The sequence below is a fragment of the Psychrobacter immobilis genome (assembly GCF_003148585.1).
Lineage (GTDB): Bacteria > Pseudomonadota > Gammaproteobacteria > Pseudomonadales > Moraxellaceae > Psychrobacter > Psychrobacter immobilis.
On record NZ_QGGM01000002.1, the window covers coordinates 76,477 to 102,125 of the forward strand.

A 25,649-nucleotide genomic window follows, 5' to 3' on the forward strand; every position below is an offset into this window, starting at 1 on the left:
TATGTTAAAAATTAAAACCTTGCGGCGCGCTTAAATCATCAAATATAGCAGACCTAACACAAATAAAGCCGCCATGATAAACAGCAGAAAACTTAATACTTTGTTCGTTGTGGAGGCAGACTCAGTACGCTCTTTTTGTACTTTGTTTTTCTTGGCAACGTATAGAACCATTTTTACATGCTCTATATTGTCTTCGAGATAATGATCGCCTTCAGGTACAAACCCCAAGGACTCATAGAAGCTAAGTAAATAGGCTTGTGCAGAGAGTATAATCGGGCGCTTTTTACCATATTTTTTACGGCAGTGCGTAATGGCATGAATCATCATCTGCCGTGCGACACCCTCACCTCTGTGCTCTGATAATACCAGCACTCTACCGATGGCAGGCATAGCAGTATGATTGGTCTTAATCGTAGGGTCGGCGACCGATAGATTGGATTTTAATTTATTAAATTCAGGCGGAATGATACGGCAGTAGCCTACCAACGCCTCGTTTTGATGCGCGATAAGATGTAGGCAATCAAAGTCCATCTCATCCATATCTTGATAAGCGCAGTTTTGCTCAACCACAAACACTTGTGATCGGGCTTTTAAAATATGATAGAGATCAACTGAGGTCAGCTCATCAAAGGTTTTGATAGAAAATTCACAAGTCATAGTGGGCTAGCTTCTGGAAATAGGCGGTAAAAGATTGGCATTATAACGATTTAGGCACACATTAACCATTCCTAACCATTTAGAGTCTGGCTGATTTTATCCAAATTTAAGCTGTCCGACATGGCATTGAATATCTCAAAATATTTGCCGTGTTTCTCATATAGCGCTTCATGCGTACCGGTTTCAACCACGCGACCATCTTCTATCACGACCAAGTCATCCGCATCGATAATTTGGGCAATATTATGCGAAACCATAATTACGGTACGATCTTTTTTGATGAGATCTAGGCTCTTCTTCACTTGTTGGCTGGCGATGGCATCGAGGCTAGCGGTTGGCTCATCCAAAAACACAATAGGCGGATCTTTTAAAAACATCCGTGCCAGCGCGATACGTTGCTGTTGACCACCAGACAATGACTTTGCTGTACTCTCATAGCCTTCTGCTAAATTAATAATTTGCTCATGAATGGAGGCTTTTTTTGCTGCAATGATAATATCTTCATCTGTCGCATTCATATCACCATAGCGGATATTTTCGCTAATCGTACCGGAAAATATATGATTACTTTGTAGTACCAAGCCAATATTTTGACGCAATTCATGAGTATCGCAGTCGGCTAAATTATGTCCGTCTAGCCATATGGTACCGCTATCTGGCGCATAAAACTTTACCAATAAGCTGATAATCGTACTCTTGCCAGCACCGCTCAAACCCACCAGCGCAGTAATACGATTGGGCTTGATAGTAAAGCTGACATCTTTTAGCGCTTGCGTGCCATTCGGATATGTGAAATCGACGTTTTTCAGCTCAATATGACCTTTTAAATTTTCACTACTTCTGCCCGTGATATCTTCAACTTGGCTTTCATCTTCTAATATATCAAAGAAACCTTCAGCGTAAGTCAGGGCATTATTAATCTGATCATAGATACGATGCAATTGGCGGATAGGGGCGGCGACGTTTTGAAATAGCATGACATGGAATAAAATCATACCGATGGTCATCTGGCCTTTTAATACAAAGTAGGATGTCAGCAGAATGATTACCACCACGCCAATCTGCTCAATAAAGGTCTTTATCGCATCATAAATAAAACCAATACTGCGAATGCGCAGCTGATTGTCAGTCATGTCTTTTTGAATGGTTAAGTGCTTTTCTGCTTCTATCGACTCACGAACAAAGGATTTCACCACGCTGATGGAGTTGATCAAGGAGATAACCAAGCCACTTTTGGCTTCTCTATAGCCACGCATCTGCCGACGAAAACCTTGTAGACGCCGTGCTTGTTTTTGACTGATGAAGAAATATATCGGGATGATAATAAGACCGACCAAGCCTATCCAAAAATTGGTCGAAAACATAATGATGAGTGAGACGATCGCACTGGCAAACAATGGCAGCATATCGATAAAGAAGTTTTGCACTAAACTGGTTAAACTGCTGACCCCGTAATCAATACGCGTTTGCAACTTGCCGCTGTCGTTTTCGCTACTGGTATAAAATGCCATGCGGTAGGTTAAGATGCGCTCAATGATTTTTTGCGATAAATCACGCGAGAGATTGATACGAATCTTTTCACCAAAGAAGCGTTGCCCAAAAGAGATAAATATCGATAGTATTTCTTTGGTCAAGAGTACGGCACTGATGATACCTAGCATACGCACGCCTGCCTGCCACGGCTCGGCAAGCGTGGCAATTTCAGTCAAAGTATCAACGGCATAGCGAAGCACAAAGGCATTGACCTGCGCGGTAAAAGAGCCCAGCACGGTTAATATCAATGTGGCAATGATTAAGACTTTATAAGGCGCGGCAAAGACGGCAAGCTTTTTGAGGATATCCCACAACAAAGCTCGCCGCTCAGTTTTTTTGAGCGGCGGCTTTTTATCTAACGGCACATGGCGTGGCTGGGGAGATATTGGCATGTATTTTTATGAATATTAGTAATTAGCTTTCATTATGTACTACTTTATTAGCGATTCCAAAAGGAATATGAACTGATGGCAATACACCAGATGATTTCAAATGTGTCATCTGATCGTCAAAAAAGATATGAGGCTTTAATATCTCAAGAACCTTTGATTTGTCTACTCCGCCCATAAAAAAAGCTTCATTTGCAAGAATACCCCATTCACGCATTGTGTTAATTGCACGTTTATGTGAAGGTGCGTTTCTTGCAGTGACGATAGAGACTCTTACCATTGGTTCATAATTAGGGTTTTCAAGCTTATAATCATTTTCAAGTTTTTGAATATGAGAAATACGGTCAATAAAATTCTTTAGTGGTCCTGGATTATGAGCTATATCAACCTTAGTAGACTCATGGAGGTGAAACTCATCAAGGTTTTTATTTTCTTTATAAACACTTTCAGATTCATCGTCGATTATCACGCCATCAAAATCGAATGCTATTCTCAATTGCGTATCTTCAATATTATCAGAAATATCTCCATGTAAAATCTGACCTGCTGGGTAACCTGCCTCTATTGCTTGTTTAACGTCTCCCTCATTAGCAGATAAAAATAATTCAATATCAAAGGCTGGAATATATTCGTGTGCTGATCGACCTTGCAAAAAAACCGCACGAGTAATAGAAAGATTATAATGTTCAATTGAGTTAATAACCCTGAGGCCGGTGTCAGGATCATTGCGTGATAATAAAATAACTTCTACTAACGGATCTTTAAGCAGCTCATTTAGCTTCAATAGTCTCCTGATAAAAGGGTAGGCGACCCCAGTATTAAGAGCATCATCTTGATGCTTTCTCTGATATTCTCTATAGGCTTGCTCGCCTTCTGTCCTGAATATACTATCTGATTCTTTAAGATCAAATAATGCGCTTGATGAAATACCGATAACTAGTTTTTCTGTAAGATCGTAAGCCACTTAAGTTCCCTTAACTAAAACGCATCCGCTGGTACAAAGACTTCACCACCCATGATACGCCTTGCCGAGCGGCTCATTGATACTTTTTTAGCCTGCCAGCGTCCATCAACCAGTTCAGTCTTACCGCCAACGAGTAATGTACCTGATGGATGACCAAAACGCACTTCGTTCAGTTCATGTCCACCTGCCGCTTCATTGACCAATGTACCCTGTGTCGTTGCTGCCGCTGCTATTGCAACCGCTGTTGTGCCCATCATCGCATGATGTAATTGACCCATACTCATAGCACGAACGACTAAATCAATATCTGCCGCCTCGACAAATTTACCGCTCGACGCAGTATAACTTTGCGTAGAAGCAACCCAAGCGATTTTAGGAATATGTTGACTGGTTTGCGCTTCACTGACGTCTTTAAACAGCCCCATCGCAACGCCGCCTTTGGCACGGATTTTCTCAAGCTTGGCAAGTAGCTCGCTATTACTATTGATGTCGCCTTGTAGCTCAGTACCGGTAAAGCCCAAATCTTCTGCTTTCATAAAGATGGTTGGGATACCAGCACTAATAAAAGTTGCCTTGACGCTATCAGTATTTAGACCACAGCCAGAGACATCAAAATCATCGACCAAGTTACCAGTAGGGAACATATCGCTGGTAGCATCAACAGGATCGATAAACTCAATTTTGACTTCAGCCGCTGGGAAGGTTACACCGTCTAATTCAAAATCGCCGGTTTCTTGTACTTGCACTTTGCCTTGTGCATCCATGTAAACAGGCACATGAGCAATGATGGTTTTACTGATATTTTCTTGCCAAATACGTACTTCGCAAATGCCGTTATCCGTACTGTCATTAATACTATTAGCCACTTTATCGGCATCGACCAAACCCATATTAATCGCGCAAGCGCCAACGGCGGCGGTCAAATTGCCACAGTTACCCGCCCAATCAATCATTGGCTTGGCGATATTGACCTGTCCAAACAGATAGTTCACATCGTGATCTGTTTTATTTGAATTAGAAAGAATTACCGTTTTTGAGGTGCTAGAGCTACCATTACCCAAACCATCTATTTGCTTGCCATAAGGGTCAGGGCTACCGATGACACGTAGCAGAAACTTATCGCGCGACTCGCCAGCAACTTGGCAACGCTTTGGTAAATCAGATAGTTTAAAGAATGTACCTTTTGAGGTGCCGCCACGCATATAGGTGGCGGGGACAGATAGTTGTGGGGCAAAAGCAGGGGTTGGTCGGGTCATTTTTTTATTCCTATTATTTTAGTACGATATATTCATCACCGTTTTGAATGACCATTGTTAATGACTCAATAGATTGCGGCGACAACATATTTAAAGACTCACTAGATTCTTCAGAGCTTTGTGCAGCTGCTTGTTGCAGCCAATAACGTGCTTTTTCTTCATTTTTTCGAACACCCCATCCGTTTAAATAGGCTGCTGCTAAAAAGTTCTGTGCCTGCAAATCGCCTTCTTTTGAGGCAATAGACAAAAGCTTAGCAGCTTTAGTCAAATCTTGCTTGGTACCCCATCCTTTTATATACATAAGGGCTAAAGTTGTCACGGCATGAATAAACCCACTTTCAGCGGACAAACTGTACCAGTAACACGCTGCTACTAAGTCTTGACCGACACCATCACCAGTATGAAATTTAAGCGCCAAGAGATACTGCGAAACTGGGTCGCCTTCATCAATGCCAGGTCTCAAATCGGACTTAGCCATTTCAAGTTGTTCCCGTCGAATTTGTATAATACTATCAACGGATTCTTGCATATCGCGGCCGGTACGTACATTAGAAACCCAACAACCAATAATAATAGCAATAACGACAATGGAAATAGAGACGTCTACCATTGATAAATCAGTGAGACTACTACAACCGCTAAGATTCAATACAGAAATCAAAATAATAAAAGTTCTATTGATGTTTTTCATGCCACTTCTCATGATAAAAAATGACAATTATACTAAATAGAAAAACAAATGTTTATTTTTTTAAGAAAATTCATTTAAATAAAGTACTATAAGTAATGTATTTAATGGATATAAGCCTAATAAGACTAAAGAGTATCAGAATCTATTGTGAGACTACTAAAAAAGCCAATACCATATAAATATAACATTGGCTTTTGTCACGTGTACGGCAGCTATCGCTGTTGTTTATTCGTTTCTATTAAACGATATCTAACGTGCCATCGATAAACTCTTTGGCAAAGCGCTGGAGCATACCGCCTGCGTTGTACATTTTGACCTCATCAGCAGTATCTAAACGACATTTCACTAAGGCTTTATCGACAGTGCCATCTGTGCGGTTAATGACCAATGTCATCTCACCGCCAGCAGACACTTCGCCTTCGATATCAAATACTTCAGTACCATCGATATTTAGGGTGTTACGATTGACACCTTCTTTAAACTGTAAAGGTAGCGCTCCCATACCGACCAAGTTTTGACGATGGATACGCTCAAAATCTTCAGCGACGACTACTTCTACGCCTGCTAAACGCACACCTTTAGCAGCCCAGTCACGGCTTGAGCCTTGACCATAGCCATCACCTGCGATGATGATAAGCGGCTGCTCTCGATTCATGTAGGTTTCAATGGCTTCCCACATGCGCATGACTTGACCTTCAGGCTCTACTCTAGCAAGCGAACCTTGAATAACTTCACCTGTCTCGTCACGTACCATCTCATTCAATAGCTTAGGATTGGCAAAGGTTGCACGCTGCGCGGTTAAGTGGTCGCCGCGATGGGTGGCGTAAGAATTATAATCTTCGCTAGGTAAACCCATAGCATCAAGGTACTCGCCAGCAGCTGAGTCACCTAAGATAGCATTAGATGGCGATAAATGGTCAGTAGTGATATTGTCACCTAACACCGCTAACGGGCGCATACCTTTTAGCTTATTCATCGCTGCCATTTTGCCTTCCCAATACGGCGGACGGCGGATATAAGTCGTCTGTTCACGCCAGTCATAGAGTGGGCTTAATGCTTTGCCGGTGTCTTTTTTGGCTTCGTCAAACATCGGAATATAAACAGCGTTAAATTGCTCAGGTTTTACCGCTTTAGCCACGATGGCATCAACTTCATCATCATCGAACCAGATGTCTTTTAGATAAACGTCATTGCCGTCTTGGTCTTTGCCCAATGAGTCTTTTTCGATATCAAAACGGATATTACCGGCAATAGCATAGGCAATCACCAATGGTGGTGATGCTAAAAATGCTTGCTTGGCATACGGATGGATACGACCATCAAAGTTACGGTTACCAGACAGTACAGCTGTGGTGAACAGATCATTATCGATAATTTCTTTTTCGATATCTGGGTCAAGTGCGCCGCTCATACCATTACAAGTGGTACAAGCAAAGCCAACCACGTCAAAGCCAATTTCTTGTAGCTCAGGCATCAAGCCGGCTTCTTCTAGGTACATTTTGACCGTTTTTGAGCCGGGTGCGAGTGACGATTTAACCCAAGGTTTCCTTAACAACCCTTTGGCATTGGCGTTACGAGCGACAAGGCCTGCAGCAACCATGTTACGTGGGTTTGAGGTATTGGTACAGCTGGTAATAGCCGCGATAATCACCGCACCATCTGGCATCATGCCATCTTTTGGTTCAGGCAGTTTTTCGTCAGCGCCATGAGCGATACCTTTGGCAACCAAATCCGTGGTTGATACGCGAGCATGCGGGCGTGAAGGGCCCGCCATGTTACGGACAACTGCGGACAAATCAAACTCAAGCACACGGTCATAAACCGCATTTTCCATGCCGTCAGCCCATAGACCCACTTGCTTGGCATACTGCTCAACCAGTTTAATCTGATCTTCACTACGACCAGTTAGGCGTAAGTAATCGATGGTTTGCTCATCGATATAGAACATCGCAGCAGTTGCACCATATTCAGGCGTCATGTTGGAGATAGAGGCACGATCACCGACACTTAGCTGCCGTGCACCTTCACCAAAGAATTCGATATAGGTAGAAACCACACCTGCATCACGTAAAAACTCAGTCATCGCAAGTACCAAATCCGTACCGGTAATGCCTTTTTGCAATTTGCCGGTTAATTTAACCCCAACGTAATCCGGTAGGCGCATATAAGACGGGTTGCCTAGCATGACGCTCTCAGCTTCAAGTCCGCCAACACCGATGGAGATAACACCCAACGCATCAACCATAGGCGTATGGCTATCGGTACCGACCAAGGTGTCAGCAAAGGCAACTTGTTCACCAGCTTTATTGTGGACGACTTGGACGACTGGCGACATTTTCTCTAAGTTGATTTGGTGCATGATGCCGTTACCGGGCGGTACGACGTTGACATTATCAAAGGCATACTGGCACCAGTTGATAAAGTGAAAGCGATCATCGTTACGGCGCTCTTCGATAGCACGGTTTTTCTCAAAAGCGTTTTCCTCAAAGCCGGCATGTTCAACGGCTAGTGAATGGTCGACAATCAATTGCGTCGGTACAATTGGATTTACTTTTGATGGGTCACCGCCTTGCTCAGCGATGGCATCACGTAGACCTGCCAAATCAACAAAAGCGGTCTGACCTAGGATGTCATGACAAACGACGCGGGCAGGGTACCAAGGAAAATCTAAATCTTGTTTGCCTTCGATATGCTGCTTAAGCGCAGCCGTTAAGTCTTCTGGTGGGCAACGGCGTACCAAGTTTTCACACAATACTTTTGAGCAGAATGGTAGCTTGTCATACGCGCCAGCTTCGATGTTTTCGATCGCTTCACGGGTATCAAAGTAATACAAGTCTGTGCTGGGTAATAGCTTTTTGAATGAATCATTCATTGGTTGTACTAGGGCGTTGTCCATGAGTCACCTTTGGCAGTTGGCTGGTTTAAATTTAAAAAAAGAGTCATTCTTTTAGCAAAATCGTCAGTGGTATTAGAAATCGGCTTTGCTAAAAAAATATGCTTAAACAGAAAGTAAGATTACTAAGAAAATATTTAACGGCTAAATGGTGAATACATTTAGCCGTTAAATCCGTTACCGAACATAAACTTTTATACTCGATAATCACAAGAAATATTAACGCGCACTCATATCAGGTACAGGACGTAAGTCTTCACCGGTATATTCCGCACTTGGGCGAATGATACGGTTATTAGCACGTTGCTCAAATACGTGAGCCGCCCAACCTGTTAGACGTGAGCAAACAAAGATTGGTGTGAACAGCTTGGTTGGGATACCCATGAAGTGATAAGCAGAGGCATGGAAAAAGTCAGCATTACAGAACAATTTTTTCTCGCGCCACATGACTTCTTCACAGCGTACTGATACTGGGTATAGCACTTCATCACCAACATCCGCTGCCAGTTTTTCAGCCCAACCTTTAATAACGACGTTACGTGGATCTGATTCGCTATAGATGGCATGACCAAAGCCCATAATTTTGTCTTTACGCGCCAGCATACCCATCATCTCGGTTTCAGCTTCATCAGCTGAGCTAAAGCCTTCAATCATATCCATCGCCGCCTCATTAGCGCCACCATGCAGAGGACCGCGTAGTGAACCGATTGCGCCAGTGATACAAGAATGGATATCAGATAGCGTAGAAGCACACACACGTGCGGTAAAGGTTGAAGCGTTAAACTCATGCTCTGCATAGAGGATAAGCGAGACGTTCATCACTTTTGTGTGCAGCTCGTTTGGTTTCTCACCCTTTAGCAAATGCAAGAAGTGACCGCCAATGGTCGCATCATCGGTTTCGGTTTCGATACGCACATTGTCATGCGTAAAGCGATACCAATAGTTAATGATAGAAGGGAATACCGCAAGCATGCGATCTGCTTGGTCGTTTTCTTCCTCAAAACTCATTTCGGTTTCTAAGTTACCCAGCATAGAGCAACCGGTACGTAATACATCCATTGGATGTGACTCGGCAGGGATACGCTCAAGCACGTCTTTTAATGACTGTGGTAAGCCACGTAAGCTTTTGAGCTTGGCTTGGTAAGCGTCAAGCTCGCTTTGGTTTGGCAAGTTGCCATAAAGCAGCAAGTAGGCCACTTCTTCAAAGATGCATTTGTCTGCCAGTTCTGACACGTCATAACCGCGATACGTCAAACCTGATCCTGACTTGCCGACGGTAGATAGCGCGGTCTTGCCAGCGACTTGTCCGCGTAGACCTGCGCCTGACAATACTTTTGTTGATGGATTTTGTGCTGCCATGATGAAATTCCTTTTGTGGGTAGCTTTTTGGGTGAAAAACGGTGTTTCTAAGTTTCTAATAATAAATTTATTGGTTAATGACTGACTATAGCGTTAGTTAAGTGTTACGCAGGCTGTTCAAGCTGTGGACCATCTAAATCGACATTACAACGCTTGAATTCGGCTTCAATAGGGCCATTCAAAACTTCCATTGCGCTGCCTTCGCCTTCTGTATTATTGATTTTCATGTACTTGACACCCAGTGGTGATTCCATGAATGTCTGAATCTCAGTCATCTCTTCTGGGGTAGGGTCAGCCAGTGGCGTTGCAATCTCTTCACCATTCATGACACGCAGTTGCTCATTACCAAACGTAATCAGCTTTTTCCCTACCTCTGACGTATAAAAGTCATCCAACTCTTGTAACTCTGCATCGGTAAACTGACTCTTATAGAAGCTATCGACTTCGGCTTTACCCAAGTCTTTGTCGCGTGATTCGAGACAGCTGACTTGCTCTGCACTGAGCGCACCACTATTGATAACCGGTGCAAATAGTAGGCTGTTGACAGTATCTAACGTAATCGTCGTCATGACTAAGTCATCTTGAGTGGCAGGTGCAGGAGCATCTTTGGTAGCATTAACTTCAGCAGTGCTTGCACCACTGGTCGTCTCGTCGGCGGTTTCTGGTGTTTTATCACAGCCCGTCATGAATAATAGCGCCGCAAGCGTGCTGCTCAGTAGTGACGTTTTAAGAGCAGTATTAGCAGTAAAAAATGGCATAAATAACCTAAAAATAATTGAAGACGGATTTCGAAAAGATAACACACTCAAAGGCGAGCTATCTTTTCAGTGTTGCTAATGACGAATGCTTAACTACTTATTAGCAAATAGCTTGTCTAGCGTCTGCTCAAACTCATGATAATTTAAGAAATCATACAGCTCCATGCGGGTTTGCATGGTATCTACAACTTTTTCTTGGGTGCCATCAGTCAATAGATGCTGATAAACGTTTAATGCCGCTTTGTTCATCGCTCGGAATGCTGATAGTGGGTACAACACCATCTCGACACCCACGCCATATAGCTGGTCAGTGGTGTAAAGGTCGGTCTGACCAAACTCTGTCATGTTGGCGAGTACTGGAATATCTAGTACATCGGTGAATTTACGATACATCTCGATATCGGTTAACGCCTCGGCAAAAATCATGTCTGCGCCTGCTTCTTGGAAGGCAACAGCGCGCTCTACAGCAGCATCAAGCCCTTCGACCGATAGCGCATCCGTACGTGCCATGACCACAAAATCAGGGTCAGTTTTGGCATCCAATGCCGCTTTTAAGCGATCAACCATTTCTGAAATACTGACGATTTCTTTATTTGGGCGATGACCACAACGCTTTTGCGCCACTTGGTCTTCGATATGTACCGCTGCCACGCCTGCCTTTTCCATTTTTCTGATGGTTTGGGCGATGTTAAACGCGCCACCAAAACCAGTATCGATATCGACTAATAACGGCGTATCAACTGCGTCAGTGATACGTCGTGCATCTTCTAGCACATTATCAAGGCTAGTCATGCCTAAATCAGGAAGACCAAATGAGGCATTTGCCACACCAGCACCAGAGAGATATAACGCTTGGTGACCGACTTGGGTCGCCATCATTGCAGTATAGGCATTGATAGCACCTGCAATTTGTAGTGGCTGGTTATTATCGTTTTTTTGGGTCAAAGCACTGCGAAAGCGTGCGCCTGCTGAAGGTGAAGTCATGTGAGTGTCCTTGCATAGAGAGATAGTATTATCGTTATTGTGTTCGATTATACTCAATAATCAGTGAGTGAAAAGCATTGTTTAAGCACATTTATTTAAATTATTTAAACATATATTTTATTAAAATTAATATTATTTACTATATGAATAGCATTATCTATAAAGTAATGGCTTGCTCAAACTATTATTCATATTGCTGAATTTGCAAAGACACGTATAGCCCATTATTTACATTTATTTACAATAGCGGTTGCGCTTATTTTTATCGATTCATGGTTTTAGCTTACCAAAAAGCCCTAATAGCTAAGCTAAAAGGGCTTTTATGATATAAATAGATATTTTTAAAACCGACACCTAGCCAAATAGTCCAGCAAGATTGGCTAAAAATAACAGCGCAAAACCCGTTAAGAAGATGAGTCCCGCGATAGAGAGTGCATTCATACCAAAAGACAGTTTTTTATGGTTTTTAACCAGCGAGTAATTTAACCAGCCAAAGATAGGCGCTGAAACAAACGCCGATATCATGGCAAACTTAAGCATAGTCCCTAGTTGTCCAGTAAAGAAAGTGATAATCATCAACCCACCACCGATAGCATAGGTCGTCCAAAAAGCGATTTGCTTTTTGTTGATTTCGCTTTCTCCTTTTATTAGACGCCAGCACTCAGCGTTGGCACGGCCATAACCGTCTGCACAGGTAATCGTCGTGCCAAACATACACATAAAGGCGACGAAAGCGACCAATAGACGTGACCATTCACCGATGGTTGCGGTATACATGTTAATCAACTGATTGATATAAGCGCCACCAACCAGCTCAATTTCTTGTCCTGAGCCATACTGTACAAACACGCCTAATGACAAGAAGAACAATGCCAAAATCGCTGAGACGGCGTAACCGACGTTAAAATCAAGCAAACCTTGGCGATGGGTGGTGTGATCGGCTTTGACTTTGGCAGATGTCCACATCGAGGTAATGGCGGCAAACTCAAGCGGTGCTGGCATCCAGCCCATGAGTGCCACGATGAAACCTAAAGTTGCTAAATTCCAAGGAGAGGCCGCGACAAAGTCAGCAGCCATGACTGTCGGCTTGCCAGCAGCAATGATGACCGCAGCAACAGTAGCCGTGGTCAGAGCAATCATAATCCATTTGGTCACACCATCAAGCAGCTTATAGTGACCAGCAATCAAAAAGAACCAAGAAACCGCTACGATAATCAATGACAGCGCCATCGTCGATAGCCCAAGAGAAGCAGGTAGCATAAAACCTAAGATAACCGCTGCTATTAATGAGACCGCGCCCGTACTAATGACAGCCGATAGGATAGAGAGTATAAAATATACCCACAGATATACCTTTGAGCGTTTGGCATAGCCTGCAATCAAACTCTCGCCAGTGTCATAGACGTAGTCGGTTGCAAAGCGAAAAAATGGATACTTAAAAACGTTGGCTAAAATAATCATAATGGCCAGTTGCCAGCCATATATAGCGCCAGCCTGCGTCGATGAAATCAAATGTGAGCCACCGATAGCAGCGGTTGCCATCAAAATACCGGGACCAAAGATGCGCCAGCTAAAGCCTTCTTGCGGCGAGGTCGCGGTATCGTCAGTGGCATTTGGGTTGGTGCGTGGATTATTGAGTGGTTGTGTGGTCATGAATACCTCTAAATGGTTAAAACGGCAAATTATCACTTACCTGTGTCAGCTTGCCAATGATCATGAGAGAAGGGCTTTATAAACTGCTTAAATATAAAACGATTCATCTTGTATCGACTTTAGCACACCGAAGCCAGTCAGGAGAATGATTATTCTAGTTGTTATTACTATTTGTTTGCATTGCCATTCTTTTTAGTTAGCATAATCAGTTGCTAATATCAAGTGTTAAGGCTGATTATTTTTTAGCGGTTCTTTATAACACAATATCCATTCAATATCTGATAATTTAAGGCTGTGACACAAATTTTTGCTGCCGATAAGTGATGCCGCGCTGCTCATATACCTGATAGGTGGCGCTCAGTAAATCAGAAATGCTGGGATGAACGAAATCTTTGAGTGTATGCAGATAAATAGGGGAGGTGACGTTTTCGTGTACTAAACGTTGATAACTGATTTGGTCGGTACGCACGGTCTTTAGGCTAGCAGGCACAAGGGTAATGCCTTCGCCAGCCGCCACCAAGCCTAGCGCTACTTGCAAGTCACTCACCGTCGTAGTCATAAAAGGCGAAATACCGTATTGTGCGAATAAGTGTAGCAACGGCTCCGTAATAGGCGCGCTAAGTGTGGATTGCTCAGCGCTTGTGCGTCTGGATTTTGTATTACTATCCAGCTTTGCACTGGTTGATCTTAGGCTCGTCGCTATCGGTAAATGGGTTTGATGGTAGAGAATCAGACGATTGTTCGCTAAGTCTATCAACCGTTGCTCCTTTACATGCGCCAAAGGATGGGCTTTTGGTAAGGCGACGACATAACGTTCATGACGCAGTAGTATTTGCTGAATCCATGGATCTTGATGGGGGAAACGCCCAAAACCGATGTCTATCTCACCAGATTTGAGCGCCTCTATTTGTTGATATGAGCTGATGTCTTTGAGATTGACGTCGATATCGGGGCTGGATTGCTTTAGCATGGCAATAATTTCAGGAAGCAATCCATAAAGCACGGATGGGACAAAGCCAATATTCAGCATACTACTGGGCGTAGATAGCCTCTGCGTCATGCTGGTGACGGTATCAATCTCTGTCAATATGGCGCTGATTTTGTCGTAAAAGAATGTACCAGCTTCAGTCAGATGTAGCGGTCTATGGTAGCGATCGACCAATTCCACACCCATATCTGTTTCAAGCTGTTTAAGCAGACGACTCAAGCTTGGTTGTGACAATCCAGTTTTAGTCGCTGCGGCACTAAAGCTCCGTGAATCTGCGATAGCAATAAAAGCATTGAGCTGTTTTAAATCCATATCTTTATGCTCACTTGTTTATGATGTCATCGTTGCTTGTGGCTTATTTTTTTGGCTATTTTGATTATTTTATCCGAATAAGAGCAGTAAGCGACAAATTATGCTTGAAGCGAACGAGGCGAGCTACTATATTGTTTGTTAACGTTAGTGTTACACTTTAGCAAACAATAAAAAAATTATTCTTAATTCTAGCTGTTATCTACTTTTTCGCGGTAAAAACTGGTTTGGTATTACTTCATGAGCGACAAAAAAAATAGCCCTAATGCGCAGTTAGAGGCAAATTTAGCCAAAATTGCTAATACTAAGCCACGTAAGCGTATGCGTAAAGATAATATCTACGAGCGTTTCATCACGCGTGTCGAAAATGTTGATAGTAATGAGGATAACCCTGCTTTCAAAGAAAATGCATTAAAACCACTAAAAAATACCAATCATCTTTCATCATACGAGCCATTAAGCGCCACAGAGCTAGAATTATTTGCTAATTTAGAGCAAGAAAGCGTGAGCACAGGTATTAATATATATTTTTCTGATGACGATAAAGACGAGGGTTTTTCGACAAATCATGCACCGATAGCTAATACTGACAACTCTTTAGACTCTGATGCAAATAACGATAAATCTTCTTTATATATCGCTGACAGCGCGAATGCTGATGATTTAAAACGTCAAGATTCAGAAAGATTAGCAGCTGAAAAAGTTAGAAACGAACAACTATCTAATAATAACGACGCTGTAAATGACAATGCTATTGCTAAACAATTAGCAAAATCAAAGGAAAAGCAAGTAAGTAGCAAAAAACCACTTATTATTGGCATGATCTTTGGCTCATTATTGATTGCTACTATTGTAGCAACACTAATTTTCACCGGCGTTCTATCGACCTCAACGAAAACAACAACGACAGATGCAGCACCAGCTGTTAGCACTGGCAAAGCAGTAGTAACCGATGACAACCAACCTTCTGCTGATACAAGCGCGATAGACAAATCGACAGTGATATCGCAACCAGATGAATCCCCCACTGAGAATCCAGACACCAATCCTAATGGGATAGAGACTACTGAAGCCCCATTGACCATGCCAGCAGCTGAGGCAGCCATCACTTATGATGACTTTAGAGAAGAATCCCAAAGTACCTTGTATCGTGAAACCAATGATTAGGGTCTGTTGCACATTCATAATTTCAACTAGTCATTCAATCTAAGGCATGTTATCAATTCAAATGGACTGAATTTTGCCAAGCAGCGTTAAATATCTGCCTAATACCTCGAGATAACCTGTGCTATTTTGCTTATTAGACTGCAATTCATCTCATTTTTATCACCATTTTTCAAATTGCTCATCAGCAACTAGCCATACAATAATAGTGCTTTCAAGCCGCTTATCAGTCAATTCTATCGCTCATACCAAAAATCATTGCAACATACCCGAGAGCTCGTATCCTGAGATCAAGGATACGGTGATAGGCCGTTCATAACATGGATTGACTCGGTATTGAATTATGACTATTTCAGACAATAAAAATGATATCAATAAAAGTGTTGGCTTATCCAGTAATTCTAATAACGAGCCACTATTAGCAACCAACACAGCAAAGCTAGCAAAAGACAGTTTGCTGAGTCATGTAAAATGGTTTGCTATAGTGGGCGTCTTGTTATTAATGGCTATATTTGTGTCGGCTCGTTTTTTTTCAACAATCCCTCAAACATCCATGGTAAGTGTTCATCTACCTGTTACGGTAGCTACTCATCAAATCAACGAGGCGGCAGCAGATAGCTCACCGCTAGCAGAGGTTAAAAAAAATCACAATCAGGCTAATGTTGAAGCTAAGCATGCTCAAGTCGAGACTGCTATTAGTTATGGTGATTTTAGACAGGAAGCACAGAATATCTTATATCGTGAGCCAGAAGCGTCTGTCTCACGTGTGAACCTAAATGCAGCTAGCATTGAGCCTGCGATTAGTCATGAAAATTTTAGAGTAGAAGCAAAAAATATCTTATACCGTGAGGAAAAATAATCAAGTTTATAGGCTAACAGTCGTTATGGTTAATGCTAATTGATACTAGACTTAACCATATCTCTAATTTCAATGACACCTAATATTTGCTGACCATCTGCAACCAGCAGTAGCGTACTACCACGGCGAGCCACTTCTGGTAATCGTTGTTCTAAATCCATAGTACATCGACGTCGCCAGCAGCTTCCACCGCCCGTCCAAAGATCGCAATCACCTTAGCTTGAGCATTCGGCTCATGACTGCTACGCCAATCGTTGTCGAAATTAAGTAAACTAATAAAGCCACTGAAATAAAAATAGCACTGACTATATTGCCTTTTGAGAGAACGGCAATATAGTCAGTGCTATTTCATCTGGCGTTCTGGGACGTTTGGCATCTTCTATCGTACCAAGGACATCATACGATCTAAGAAGCCTTGTTCAGGCGCTTGGGTGATATGAATAACCTGTCAGTGTTGAGCCATATAGAGAGCTATCAATTGAATTATGGATACCGCTTAGATATCAAATCTTAAGTGACGCTGGAGCAGTATTTTTTGGAAGCACTAAGGGTTTTTAATATTGTAAATAATTATAGAAACAAAAATGATTATCATTTACAATATTGTTCACAAAGTTAGTACACACAGCATTATTAGCTAAATATAACTTTTACCACTCTTTGATCCTCCAATTAAGTGAAGTGAATATGAAACGCCACCATCAAGTTGCTCTATCCTTTCTTACCCTTTGTATCAGCCAGCAACTATATGCACAAAACAATGTCAGTGCTATGGACATCGCTTCAAATACGAGGCTTTCAGAAGACTTAGCTGTCAACGCCGCCTCAAGTGAGTTACCAAACGTGACTTTAGATACCATTACGGTCACTGCTAAAGCAAGGACAGGAACGGCTTTGGCGCAAAAAATTAGTGAGATGCCTGCCGTCACGCAGGTAATTACCGAAAATGAGCTGCAGATGCAAGCGACAGGCAATCGTACTACTGGAGACATATTGGCTCAGCTGATCCCAAGTTTGGGGGCAAGCAGCGGCTCAACCAGTAACTACGGCACGACCATGCATGGCCGTCCCGTGCAGTTTTTGCTGAATGGTGTGCCATTGAGTGGCTCACGCAGCCTTTCACGCGAGCTAAACAGTATCGACCCTGCGCAGCTTGAGCGGGTGGAGGTGCTCTCTGGTGCGACCAGTATTTATGGGGCTGGCGCGGCTGGTGGTCTGATTAATCTCGTCACAAAATCTATGGTAGGTTATGGCTCTATCAGGCAAACCAGAGTCGGCGTCAGTAGCAGTCGTAATTTTGACTCAGATTCATTGGGTTATCATGTGGGGCAAACATTGGGTTATGGCGGTGAGCGAGTCTATGGTCGCCTAGATGTGGATTATGATCGTAAGGGCGGCAAATTCGATAGCCACGATAATCGCATCAGTCCAGACGTCAATCAAACTGACCAACAAGATACCGAGTCGCTAAGTATTAACGGTAGCTTGGGTATAGAGCTCACTGACAGCCAACGTCTTGATTTGGCAGTGACTTATTATAATGATGAGCAGGATACGGACTATGGCCCAGATTATGGTAAAAATTTACAAGTATTATTAAAACCGAAAAAATTACCACCATCTTTAAAAGCGATTGACGGTGCCGACGTAGAAAACGAGCCTTATACCACCAAAACATCAGTGAATCTTAACTATAATAATGATGATATTGCAGGCTCAAATCTGAGCGTGACTGGCTACTATCAAGACGAAAAAGGCCGTTTTTATCCTTCTGGGAAAAGTGCAGCAGACCAAGCAGCTGAAGTTTGGGCTACCAATGGTCTTACTGATAAAGACACGCTAGGTAAGCTGTTGGGCGCGGCAACATTCGTCACTCAATCAGAAGCAGATATTGAAGTGATGGGTCTACGCGCAGCCATGCAAACGGATAGCGAAATCGCAGGTAAAAAAACGCTGTTTAGCTATGGGGCTGATTTTGAACGCGAAAAAAGTGAGCAAACCTATGAAGGTCAAGACTTGAACACGTTTCTTGCTAGTAATGGTTTGAGCGCTCAAACTAATGGTCTTACTTATAATGGTGGACCAGATACCACCATCGATAAATGGGGCGCTTTTGTCAATGCGGATATAGATATCACTGATAAATGGCATACCAGTGTTGGCGTGCGCTATCAAAAATTGAAAGCAGAAACGGCTACTTTCACGCCCATTTATGAGCAATTGCTCGAAGAGTATTTTAATGACCCTCTCATCAACGGTGTCAGTGATGCTTATGGCATTGACTATCAGGCCGGTCAAGTGGAAAAGGGCAATACAGACCACGATAAAACCCTATTTAATATCGGTACCAGCTATCAATTAACCCCAAATGACCAAGTATTTGCCAATTTTTCACAAGGCTTTACGACTGCTGACATTCAGCGTGCGCTACGTGATGTACGAGCAGGCTTTGTCGTCAACTCAGACAACGTACAGCCTATTGCGATCGACAATTACGAGTTGGGCTGGCAAGGTAAGCATGGCAGTACTGCTGCACGATTGAGCGGTTTTTACAATGAATCAGATAAAACGGTACGCTTTACCAATGACTATACGGTAGAAGTCGTCGATACCGATGAGCGCGTCTACGGCGTAGAAGGCTCGCTCAGCCATGATATTGATGATCAATGGCAAGTGGGTGGCAGTGTCGCCTATACTCGTGGCCAGTATGATAAAGATGGTGATTGGTTGGAGCTGGATGCCGTACGCTTGACACCACTTAAAGGCACCGCATTTGCACAATACAACTTCGATGAAGGCAGTAATATACGTCTACAAGCATTGGCAATTGGCGGTGATGATAAAGCCTTTAAGGATCAACAAAAAGACCCTGATTCTAGCGCATTGCCAGTCACAGGTTATATGACACTTGATGTATTAGGACAAGTCAAAATGCCGGTAGGTCGAGTAGACTATGGGATTTATAACTTACTCAATAAGGACTATCTAACGGTCTATCATCAAACAACCTATGGCGATTTGAATCGTTTGCCTGCCTCGGGTACAACTTACGGCTTGAGCTACACTGTGGATTATTAAAAATAATATCAGACCAGTTTTTATTGCCCATAAAAAATTCTTCACCATTTCTTTAATTTTAAGACCGCTTTATTAGTTTTTTTATACACATCAAAAACAGGCTTATTACTTAGTAGTAGTAAGCCTGTTTTTGATGTAATGAGTCTCGTAAATGTGCAACGAGCAGTTTTAACTTTTGATCCGGTTGTCTGGCCTTAGGATAAACCGCATATAGGCCAAGCTTCTTGCTGGTAAAACATTGTAAAATCTGCGTGAGTGTATTTTTCTGTATTTCCTCATAGATCAACACTTGTGGTAAAAAAGCGATACCTAAATCGCTAAGCGCGGCTTGTTTAATTGCACTCAGATGATTGCTATGAAACCGACCATGGACAGATATTAATTGCTCTTTGCCGTCTATATATAGCGGCCATGTACTGTTAGCCGTATTATCAAACTTGTAAACTAAGCACTCATGATTCTGTAACTGTTCAGGAGTTTGAGGCGTACCATATTGCTTTAAATAGGCTGGAGTCGCGCATATAATCCACTGGCTATCTATAAGGCGCCTTGCAATGAGTGAAGAATCTTCAAGCACAGCGGTCCTTAGTGCCAAATCAAATCCTTCTTCTATCAAGTCAACCAATCGATTGGTAATTTGTAACTCTACTGATACTTCAGGGTGTTGTTTACAGAATTCGGCAATAGATTCGCTAAATATGAAATTCGCAGAGACCACAGGCATGGTTATACGTATATTGCCTTTCATATCTTCGCCGTAACCCGTGACAGCATTTTCAGCTTCTTGAAAGGCGGATTTAGCAATTTTAGCTTTGTTATAAAGCGCCCTGCCTGCATCGGTTAAGCTCAACTTTCTAGTGGTTCTATAAAGCAGTTGTGTATTTAAGTTCTCTTCTAATCTCGCAATGCGCTTGCTCACTACTGAGTTCGTCAATGATAATTTTTCAGCGACTCTAGAAAATGACCCTTCTTCAACAACCTGAACGAATAAAATCATGTCGTCAGCTTTGGTCACACTTGTTCTCCAATTGCAGTAATGTGTTTCTGATTATATCAAAAAAGGAAAATAACATTGTCCATTGATGTAATATATCAATGAATTAACAAGGCGTAGACTATTCTAGGGCGTTTTTGACATTGGGACATAAACTGTCGCAAGTCGTGCTCGGCTTTTTCTGCAAGACAGATTTAGTAAATAAGCAGTCCCTATTTGTGAATATTTAATACAACTTAGTCATCATGGGTTCGTCAAAATAAAGGCTTCGATGACTTGGTTCAAGGAAGATCACACAATCAAAAGGATGTAATTTTGAATCAAACAATATATGGGCTTTTGGCATTACTACCAATCGTTCTCTGTGGTATTTTTCTGATAGGTTTGCAATGGTCAGCTAAAAAAACAATGCCTATCATTTTAGTGGTTACCGCAGCGCTTGCCATTTTTATATGGGATATGACGCTTAACCGAGTGTCATCATCTATTATTCAGGGTTTGGTCATTACGGTTTCGGTATTGTGGATAGTCTTTGGTGCTATTTTTTTGTTGAATACATTGAAACACACTGGTGCAATCGCCGTTATCCGTGCTGGGTTTACCAATGTGTCGCCAGATAGGCGTGTGCAAGCCATTATCATTGCATGGTGCTTTGGTTGCTTTCTTGAGGGCGCCTCTGGTTTTGGTACAGCTGCCGCTATTGCAGCACCTTTGCTGGTGGCAGTAGGATTTCCGGCGCTGGGTGCGGTGTTGATGGGAATGATGATACAAAGTACACCTGTATCATTTGGTGCGGTCGGTACGCCTATTGTGATAGGGGTAAATGATGGGTTAGATAAAGCTGCCATTAGCGCTCAACTGGCACAAGAAGGAGTACAGTGGGGCGAATTTTTACAACTGATTACCAGTCAAGTCGCCATTATTCACGGTGTCATTGGTACGTTTATGCCACTTTTTATGGTGATGATGCTCACTCGCTTCTTTGGTAAAAACAAAAGCTGGCGGGAAGGCTTTGCGATTTGGCCGTTTGCGATTTTTGCAGGCTTGGCATTTACAATCCCTTATATGATGACTGGTGTTTTTTTAGGGCCAGAGTTTCCGTCACTGGTCGGTGGCTTGGTCAGTATTACTATTGTTGTTAATGCTGCTAAAAGAGGGTTTTTGGTACCAAAAACTACATGGGATTTTGAACCGCAAAAAAACTGGCCGAGTGAATGGCTTGGTAAGTTAGTGGTCAGTAAAGAAGATGCTACGCTGACCTTGAGTGATAAGAAGATGTCCACCCTTATGGCGTGGTTCCCTTATTTACTGGTTGCCCTTTTACTGGTGTTTTCAAGAGTATTTACAGGCTTTCAGTCTTTACTTAACAGTGTAGCAGTAGACCTAACCTCGATTTTAGGTGAGACAGATATCAGTGCCAGTTTTAGTCCTTTATACTTACCAGGCGGCTTGTTACTAATTAGTGCTTTGGTTGCCGCCGCTTTTCAAACTAGAAAGCCCGTCAGCGCCCTAAACAGTGCCTTTAAAGAATCAGGTAAGACTGTGTTAGGGGCAGGTTTTGTACTTATATTTACGATACCAATGGTTAGAATTTTTATCAATTCAGGCATAAACTTATCAGATGTGGCAAGTATGCCAGTCGCCAGTGCAGAGTTGTTTTCAGGTACTTTTGGTAATATTTTTCCATTGATTAGTGCAACCATTGGTGCTTTAGGTGCATTTATCGCCGGCTCTAATACCGTATCTAATATGATGTTCAGTCAATTTCAATATGAAGCCGCCATGAGCTTACATATTTCACCTTCTCTAATCATCGCGGCGCAAGCGGTTGGTGCCGCAGCCGGTAATATGGTTGCCATACATAACGTGGTGGCTGCATCAGCAACGGTGGGTTTACTTGGTATGGAGGGCGCCACACTTAGGCGTACTATTTTACCCACCATATACTATGTGTTGTTCTGTGGCATCATCGTCATGGCCGCCATTTACATTTTTGGTTTTCAAGGTCCCTTGGCATGATGAATGACACACCATTACAAAATAAGGAGCGTCATATATCTTCGTCAAATCAAGCTTCTCAAGGCATGCTCAGTCCTGATCAGGTGTTAGGTAAACTAACCAACTTGCTAGGCGCGAGTAATGTACAGGCTGATCCAGAGAAAAATGAGCACTATAGAATGGGGTGGCGCTCTGGCGGCGGCAGTGCCTTAGCGGTTTTGTTTCCGCAAACATTGCTGGACATTTGGCGTAGCTTAGAAGTGTGCGTTGAAGGCGACTGTATTATCATTATGCAAGCGGCAAAAACAGGCCTGACTGAAGGATCAACACCGAGCGGTAATGACTACGATAGACCTGTTGTGGTGATTAATACGCTTGCCATAAACCAGTTGTATTTGGTGAATGACAACGAGCAAGTGATTAGCTTGCCTGGGGCAACATTGCATCAATTGCAAAGTCAGCTTAATGCCGTCAATAGAGCGCCTCACTCTGTCATCGGTTCCTCGACGTTAGGTGCGTCTATTATTGGTGGTATATCTAATAACTCTGGTGGGGCGCTAGTTAAAAGAGGCCCTGCCTATACTGAGCTTGCTGTGTTTGCCCAAATAAATGAACACGGTCAACTGGTGCTAGTCAATCATCTAGACGTCGAGTTGGGTGATACTCCGGAAGAAATATTAACGAATTTGCAAAACGGTCATTTTGATAAAAAAGAATTACCTGACACGGGTAAGCTCGCATCTGACAGAGAGTACATCGCCCGAGTAAAAGAGGTTGATGCAAGCACGCCCAGTCGCTTCAATGCGGATAAGCGCAGACTGTATGAAGCAAGCGGCTGTGCTGGCAAGCTTGCCGTATTTGCAGTACGTCTTGACACTTATCCAATAGCGGCAAAAGAGCAAACTTTCTACATAGGCACCAACAGTGTGAGTGAGCTTGCACAGCTCAGAAGACAGATACTATCCCGCTTCGACAATATCCCTGAAGTGGGCGAGTATATGCATCGTGATATATTTGATGTCTCCGCTAAATACGGTAAAGACACGTTCTTGAGTATTAAGCATCTCGGTACAGATGCTTTACCTAGACTGTTTTCTATTAAAGGCGCTATGGACGCAAAGTTCCATAAATGGTCATGGATGCCAAAGCATTTTACTGACAAAGTCATGCAGTTCATCGCTACTCTATTTCCAAAGCATTTGCCCAAGCGCATGATGGAGTACCGCAATCAATACGAGCATCACCTCATCATAAAAATGAGTGATGAAGGTATAGCAGAGGCTCAAGATTTTCTGAAGACGTTTTTTGATGCGTCGGACACGGGTAACTATTTTGAATGTAGTCAGGAAGAATCAGAAAGCGCACTTTTAAATCGTTTTGCAGCAGCCGGTGCCGCATTACGCTATGAAATCATACATGAAAAAGAAGTCGGTGAGATATTAGCGCTGGATATTGCCATACCACGTAATGAGCTAGAGTGGCTTGAAAGCTTGCCTGAAGACATTGAAAAACACTTAGAAAAGAAGCTGTATTACGGACATTTCTTTTGTTATGTGTTTCATCAAGACTATATATTGAAGAAGGGCAGTGATGCCAAGCTTGTTAAAAAGATGATGTTAGAGCTATTGAGCGCACGCGGAGCCAAATATCCTGCTGAGCATAATGTCGGTCATCTATACGAAGCAGAGCCTGATTTGCAGAATTTCTATAAAAGTCTAGACCCAACCAATAGCTTTAATCCCGGCATCGGTAAAATGTCGAAAACCAAACGTAATTGCTCGTGCTGTTTGTAATGGGCAGTTTGGGCTAAGCTTGCTGCTTCAAAAATAAGCCAATTGCATCCATCGTTTAGCACTAATCAATAAATAATTAGAGATTCAAAAATATTACATAGATATCTAACAGAATAAGGGCAAGCGTATGATTATTTCATCTCCAAACGACTACAGGGCTGCTGCCAAGCGCCGACTGCCACCATTTCTATTTCATTATATAGATGGCGGTGCTTATGAGGAATATACCTTAAAACATAATGTTGAAGATTTATCAAAAATTGCCCTTAGACAACGTGTACTGAATGATATGTCACAACTGAGCTTAGAGACGCAGTTATTTAATGAAACTCTGTCTATGCCTGTCGCGTTGTCACCCGTGGGTCTGACAGGTATGTATGCGCGCCGCGGAGAAGTGCAGGCCGCTATGGCAGCCGATCAAAAAGGCATTCCGTTTACCATGTCGACAGTTTCGGTTTGTCCGATTGAGGAAGTAGTGCCTAAAATTAACCGTCCAATGTGGTTTCAGCTTTATGTATTAAAGGACCGAGGTTTTATGAAAAATGCCTTGGAGCGTGCCAAAGCTGCGGGGTGTTCGACCTTGGTTTTTACGGTAGATATGCCGGTACCAGGGGCACGCTACCGAGATATGCACTCCGGTATGAGCGGTAAAAATGCCGCTATGCGCCGTTACTTCCAGTCTATGACGCATCCGCAATGGGCATGGGATGTAGGACTAAATGGCCGTCCGCACGATCTGGGTAATATCTCTACTTATTTAGGCAAGACAACAGGATTGGAAGACTATATAGGCTGGCTAGGTAATAACTTCGATCCCTCTATTTCTTGGAAAGATTTAGATTGGATTCGCGAGTACTGGGATGGGCCTATGGTTATCAAAGGTATTTTGGACCCCGAAGATGCCAAAGATGCGGTGCGTTTTGGGGCAGACGGCATAGTCGTATCCAATCATGGTGGGCGACAACTGGACGGTGTTTTATCCAGTGCACGTGCTCTGCCTCCTATTGCCGATGCAGTTAAAGGAGAGATTAAAATTTTAGCCGACTCTGGTATACGTAATGGCTTAGATATTGTGCGTATGTTGGCTTTGGGCGCTGATATTTGCATGCTAGGGCGCGCTTTTATTTATGCTTTAGCAGCGGATGGCGGTGCAGGGGTAAGCAATTTGTTAGAACTGCTAGATAAAGAAATACGCGTCGCAATGACCTTGACTGGTGCCAAAACGATTGCTGATATTAATTCTGACTGTTTAGTAAAGCTGGAGAATTAAACTTGAAGCCGTTAGTTTAGTCATCAATCGTAATAATGAAACTCATAATATTGTTGGCT

At 42.8% G+C, this 25,649-nt stretch carries 19 protein-coding genes and 1 pseudogene; 6 read left to right on the forward strand and 14 right to left on the reverse strand.

Annotated elements, in window-relative coordinates; translation table 11 throughout:
- Nucleotides 1-30: 30 nt before the first annotated feature.
- The 11 genes from C8D84_RS02335 to C8D84_RS02385 all read right to left on the reverse strand — a co-directional run bounded on the left by C8D84_RS02335 (nt 31) and on the right by C8D84_RS02385 (nt 14,437).
- Nucleotides 31-657: a GNAT family N-acetyltransferase gene (locus tag C8D84_RS02335; protein ID WP_109589747.1), complete on the reverse strand. Its 627-nt coding sequence runs from the start codon at nt 655-657 to the stop codon at nt 31-33.
- Nucleotides 658-728: 71 nt separating this feature from the next.
- Complete coding sequence (locus C8D84_RS02340) at nt 729-2,582, reverse strand: ABC transporter ATP-binding protein (protein WP_109589749.1); 1,854 nt, start codon at nt 2,580-2,582, stop codon at nt 729-731.
- 22 nt (nt 2,583-2,604) lie between these two features.
- Complete coding sequence (locus tag C8D84_RS02345; RefSeq protein ID WP_109589751.1) at nt 2,605-3,543, reverse strand: 5'-nucleotidase; 939 nt, start codon at nt 3,541-3,543, stop codon at nt 2,605-2,607.
- A gap of 14 nt (nt 3,544-3,557) precedes the next feature.
- Nucleotides 3,558-4,799, reverse strand: coding sequence for a 2-methylaconitate cis-trans isomerase PrpF (gene prpF, locus C8D84_RS02350; protein ID WP_109589753.1), 1,242 nt, complete (start codon nt 4,797-4,799; stop codon nt 3,558-3,560).
- A 13-nt stretch (nt 4,800-4,812) separates the two neighbouring features.
- Nucleotides 4,813-5,490 (reverse strand): tetratricopeptide repeat protein, encoded by a 678-nt coding sequence (locus tag C8D84_RS02355; protein WP_170108256.1) that lies wholly within the window; start codon nt 5,488-5,490, stop codon nt 4,813-4,815.
- A gap of 238 nt (nt 5,491-5,728) precedes the next feature.
- A complete protein-coding gene (gene acnD / locus C8D84_RS02360) occupies nt 5,729-8,362 on the reverse strand; it encodes a Fe/S-dependent 2-methylisocitrate dehydratase AcnD (RefSeq protein WP_211181237.1) in 2,634 nt (877 codons plus the stop codon).
- A 240-nt stretch (nt 8,363-8,602) separates the two neighbouring features.
- The gene (gene prpC / locus C8D84_RS02365; RefSeq protein ID WP_109589759.1) at nt 8,603-9,742 is read right to left on the reverse strand and encodes a bifunctional 2-methylcitrate synthase/citrate synthase; all 1,140 of its coding nucleotides are present in this window, start codon (nt 9,740-9,742) and stop codon (nt 8,603-8,605) included.
- A gap of 104 nt (nt 9,743-9,846) precedes the next feature.
- A complete protein-coding gene (locus tag C8D84_RS02370) occupies nt 9,847-10,500 on the reverse strand; it encodes a DUF2059 domain-containing protein (RefSeq protein WP_109589761.1) in 654 nt (217 codons plus the stop codon).
- Nucleotides 10,501-10,593: 93 nt separating this feature from the next.
- Nucleotides 10,594-11,484 carry a methylisocitrate lyase gene (prpB, locus tag C8D84_RS02375; RefSeq protein WP_109589763.1) on the reverse strand — a complete coding sequence of 297 codons (891 nt, stop codon included), beginning with the start codon at nt 11,482-11,484 and terminating at the stop codon, nt 10,594-10,596.
- Nucleotides 11,485-11,838: 354 nt separating this feature from the next.
- Nucleotides 11,839-13,137: an NRAMP family divalent metal transporter gene (locus C8D84_RS02380; protein ID WP_045454703.1), complete on the reverse strand. Its 1,299-nt coding sequence runs from the start codon at nt 13,135-13,137 to the stop codon at nt 11,839-11,841.
- 286 nt (nt 13,138-13,423) lie between these two features.
- Nucleotides 13,424-14,437: a LysR family transcriptional regulator gene (locus tag C8D84_RS02385; RefSeq protein WP_109589765.1), complete on the reverse strand. Its 1,014-nt coding sequence runs from the start codon at nt 14,435-14,437 to the stop codon at nt 13,424-13,426.
- 237 nt (nt 14,438-14,674) lie between these two features.
- On the opposite strand from C8D84_RS02385, the gene C8D84_RS02390 reads away from it, so the two are divergent.
- Both C8D84_RS02390 and C8D84_RS02395 read left to right on the forward strand, forming a co-directional pair.
- On the forward strand, nt 14,675-15,601 hold the full coding sequence (locus C8D84_RS02390; protein WP_109589767.1) for a hypothetical protein: 927 nt from the start codon (nt 14,675-14,677) through the stop codon (nt 15,599-15,601).
- Nucleotides 15,602-15,941: 340 nt separating this feature from the next.
- Nucleotides 15,942-16,457, forward strand: coding sequence for a hypothetical protein (locus C8D84_RS02395; RefSeq protein WP_109589769.1), 516 nt, complete (start codon nt 15,942-15,944; stop codon nt 16,455-16,457).
- 35 nt (nt 16,458-16,492) lie between these two features.
- Here C8D84_RS02395 and C8D84_RS13940 read toward each other — a convergent pair whose 3' ends face one another.
- Both C8D84_RS13940 and C8D84_RS14050 read right to left on the reverse strand, forming a co-directional pair.
- Nucleotides 16,493-16,618 (reverse strand): hypothetical protein, encoded by a 126-nt coding sequence (locus C8D84_RS13940; RefSeq protein ID WP_265735496.1) that lies wholly within the window; start codon nt 16,616-16,618, stop codon nt 16,493-16,495.
- Nucleotides 16,618-16,748: pseudogene (locus C8D84_RS14050) on the reverse strand (hypothetical protein); the annotation flags it as partial. The pseudogene C8D84_RS14050 and the gene C8D84_RS13940, both read right to left, overlap by 1 nt.
- Nucleotides 16,749-17,144: 396 nt before the next feature.
- On the opposite strand from C8D84_RS14050, the gene C8D84_RS02400 reads away from it, so the two are divergent.
- Nucleotides 17,145-19,535, forward strand: a complete 2,391-nt coding sequence (locus tag C8D84_RS02400; RefSeq protein WP_109589771.1) for a TonB-dependent receptor — start codon at nt 17,145-17,147, stop codon at nt 19,533-19,535.
- Between the two features lie 109 nt (nt 19,536-19,644).
- Here the strand turns inward: C8D84_RS02400 and C8D84_RS02405 are convergent, their stop codons facing one another.
- Nucleotides 19,645-20,550 carry a LysR family transcriptional regulator gene (locus tag C8D84_RS02405; RefSeq protein WP_211181234.1) on the reverse strand — a complete coding sequence of 302 codons (906 nt, stop codon included), beginning with the start codon at nt 20,548-20,550 and terminating at the stop codon, nt 19,645-19,647.
- Nucleotides 20,551-20,844: 294 nt separating this feature from the next.
- On the opposite strand from C8D84_RS02405, the gene C8D84_RS02410 reads away from it, so the two are divergent.
- From C8D84_RS02410 to lldD, 3 genes are all read left to right on the forward strand, one after another.
- Entirely contained in the window at nt 20,845-22,548 is a 1,704-nt protein-coding gene (locus tag C8D84_RS02410; protein ID WP_109589773.1) for an L-lactate permease, read from the forward strand.
- A 65-nt stretch (nt 22,549-22,613) separates the two neighbouring features.
- Nucleotides 22,614-24,320, forward strand: coding sequence for a D-lactate dehydrogenase (gene dld / locus C8D84_RS02415; RefSeq protein ID WP_170108261.1), 1,707 nt, complete (start codon nt 22,614-22,616; stop codon nt 24,318-24,320).
- A 127-nt stretch (nt 24,321-24,447) separates the two neighbouring features.
- The gene (gene lldD, locus C8D84_RS02420; protein WP_109589775.1) at nt 24,448-25,590 is read left to right on the forward strand and encodes an FMN-dependent L-lactate dehydrogenase LldD; all 1,143 of its coding nucleotides are present in this window, start codon (nt 24,448-24,450) and stop codon (nt 25,588-25,590) included.
- Nucleotides 25,591-25,649: the final 59 nt, after the last annotated feature.

What these genes read in the sequence shown, in the direction of transcription:
- C8D84_RS02335 (WP_109589747.1), bottom strand. Translation starts at nt 657, where the DNA reads ATGACTTGTGAATTTTCTATCAAAACCTTTGATGAGCTGACCTCAGTT.
- C8D84_RS02340 (WP_109589749.1), bottom strand. Translation starts at nt 2,582, where the DNA reads ATGCCAATATCTCCCCAGCCACGCCATGTGCCGTTAGATAAAAAGCCG.
- prpF (WP_109589753.1), bottom strand. Translation starts at nt 4,799, where the DNA reads ATGACCCGACCAACCCCTGCTTTTGCCCCACAACTATCTGTCCCCGCC.
- C8D84_RS02355 (WP_170108256.1), bottom strand. Translation starts at nt 5,490, where the DNA reads ATGAAAAACATCAATAGAACTTTTATTATTTTGATTTCTGTATTGAAT.
- acnD (WP_211181237.1), bottom strand. Translation starts at nt 8,362, where the DNA reads ATGAATGATTCATTCAAAAAGCTATTACCCAGCACAGACTTGTATTAC.
- prpC (WP_109589759.1), bottom strand. Translation starts at nt 9,742, where the DNA reads ATGGCAGCACAAAATCCATCAACAAAAGTATTGTCAGGCGCAGGTCTA.
- C8D84_RS02370 (WP_109589761.1), bottom strand. Translation starts at nt 10,500, where the DNA reads ATGCCATTTTTTACTGCTAATACTGCTCTTAAAACGTCACTACTGAGC.
- prpB (WP_109589763.1), bottom strand. Translation starts at nt 11,484, where the DNA reads ATGACTTCACCTTCAGCAGGCGCACGCTTTCGCAGTGCTTTGACCCAA.
- C8D84_RS02380 (WP_045454703.1), bottom strand. Translation starts at nt 13,137, where the DNA reads ATGACCACACAACCACTCAATAATCCACGCACCAACCCAAATGCCACT.
- C8D84_RS02385 (WP_109589765.1), bottom strand. Translation starts at nt 14,437, where the DNA reads ATGGATTTAAAACAGCTCAATGCTTTTATTGCTATCGCAGATTCACGG.
- C8D84_RS02390 (WP_109589767.1), top strand. Translation starts at nt 14,675, where the DNA reads ATGAGCGACAAAAAAAATAGCCCTAATGCGCAGTTAGAGGCAAATTTA.
- C8D84_RS02395 (WP_109589769.1), top strand. Translation starts at nt 15,942, where the DNA reads ATGACTATTTCAGACAATAAAAATGATATCAATAAAAGTGTTGGCTTA.
- C8D84_RS13940 (WP_265735496.1), bottom strand. Translation starts at nt 16,618, where the DNA reads ATGGATTTAGAACAACGATTACCAGAAGTGGCTCGCCGTGGTAGTACG.
- C8D84_RS02400 (WP_109589771.1), top strand. Translation starts at nt 17,145, where the DNA reads ATGAAACGCCACCATCAAGTTGCTCTATCCTTTCTTACCCTTTGTATC.
- dld (WP_170108261.1), top strand. Translation starts at nt 22,614, where the DNA reads ATGCTCAGTCCTGATCAGGTGTTAGGTAAACTAACCAACTTGCTAGGC.
- lldD (WP_109589775.1), top strand. Translation starts at nt 24,448, where the DNA reads ATGATTATTTCATCTCCAAACGACTACAGGGCTGCTGCCAAGCGCCGA.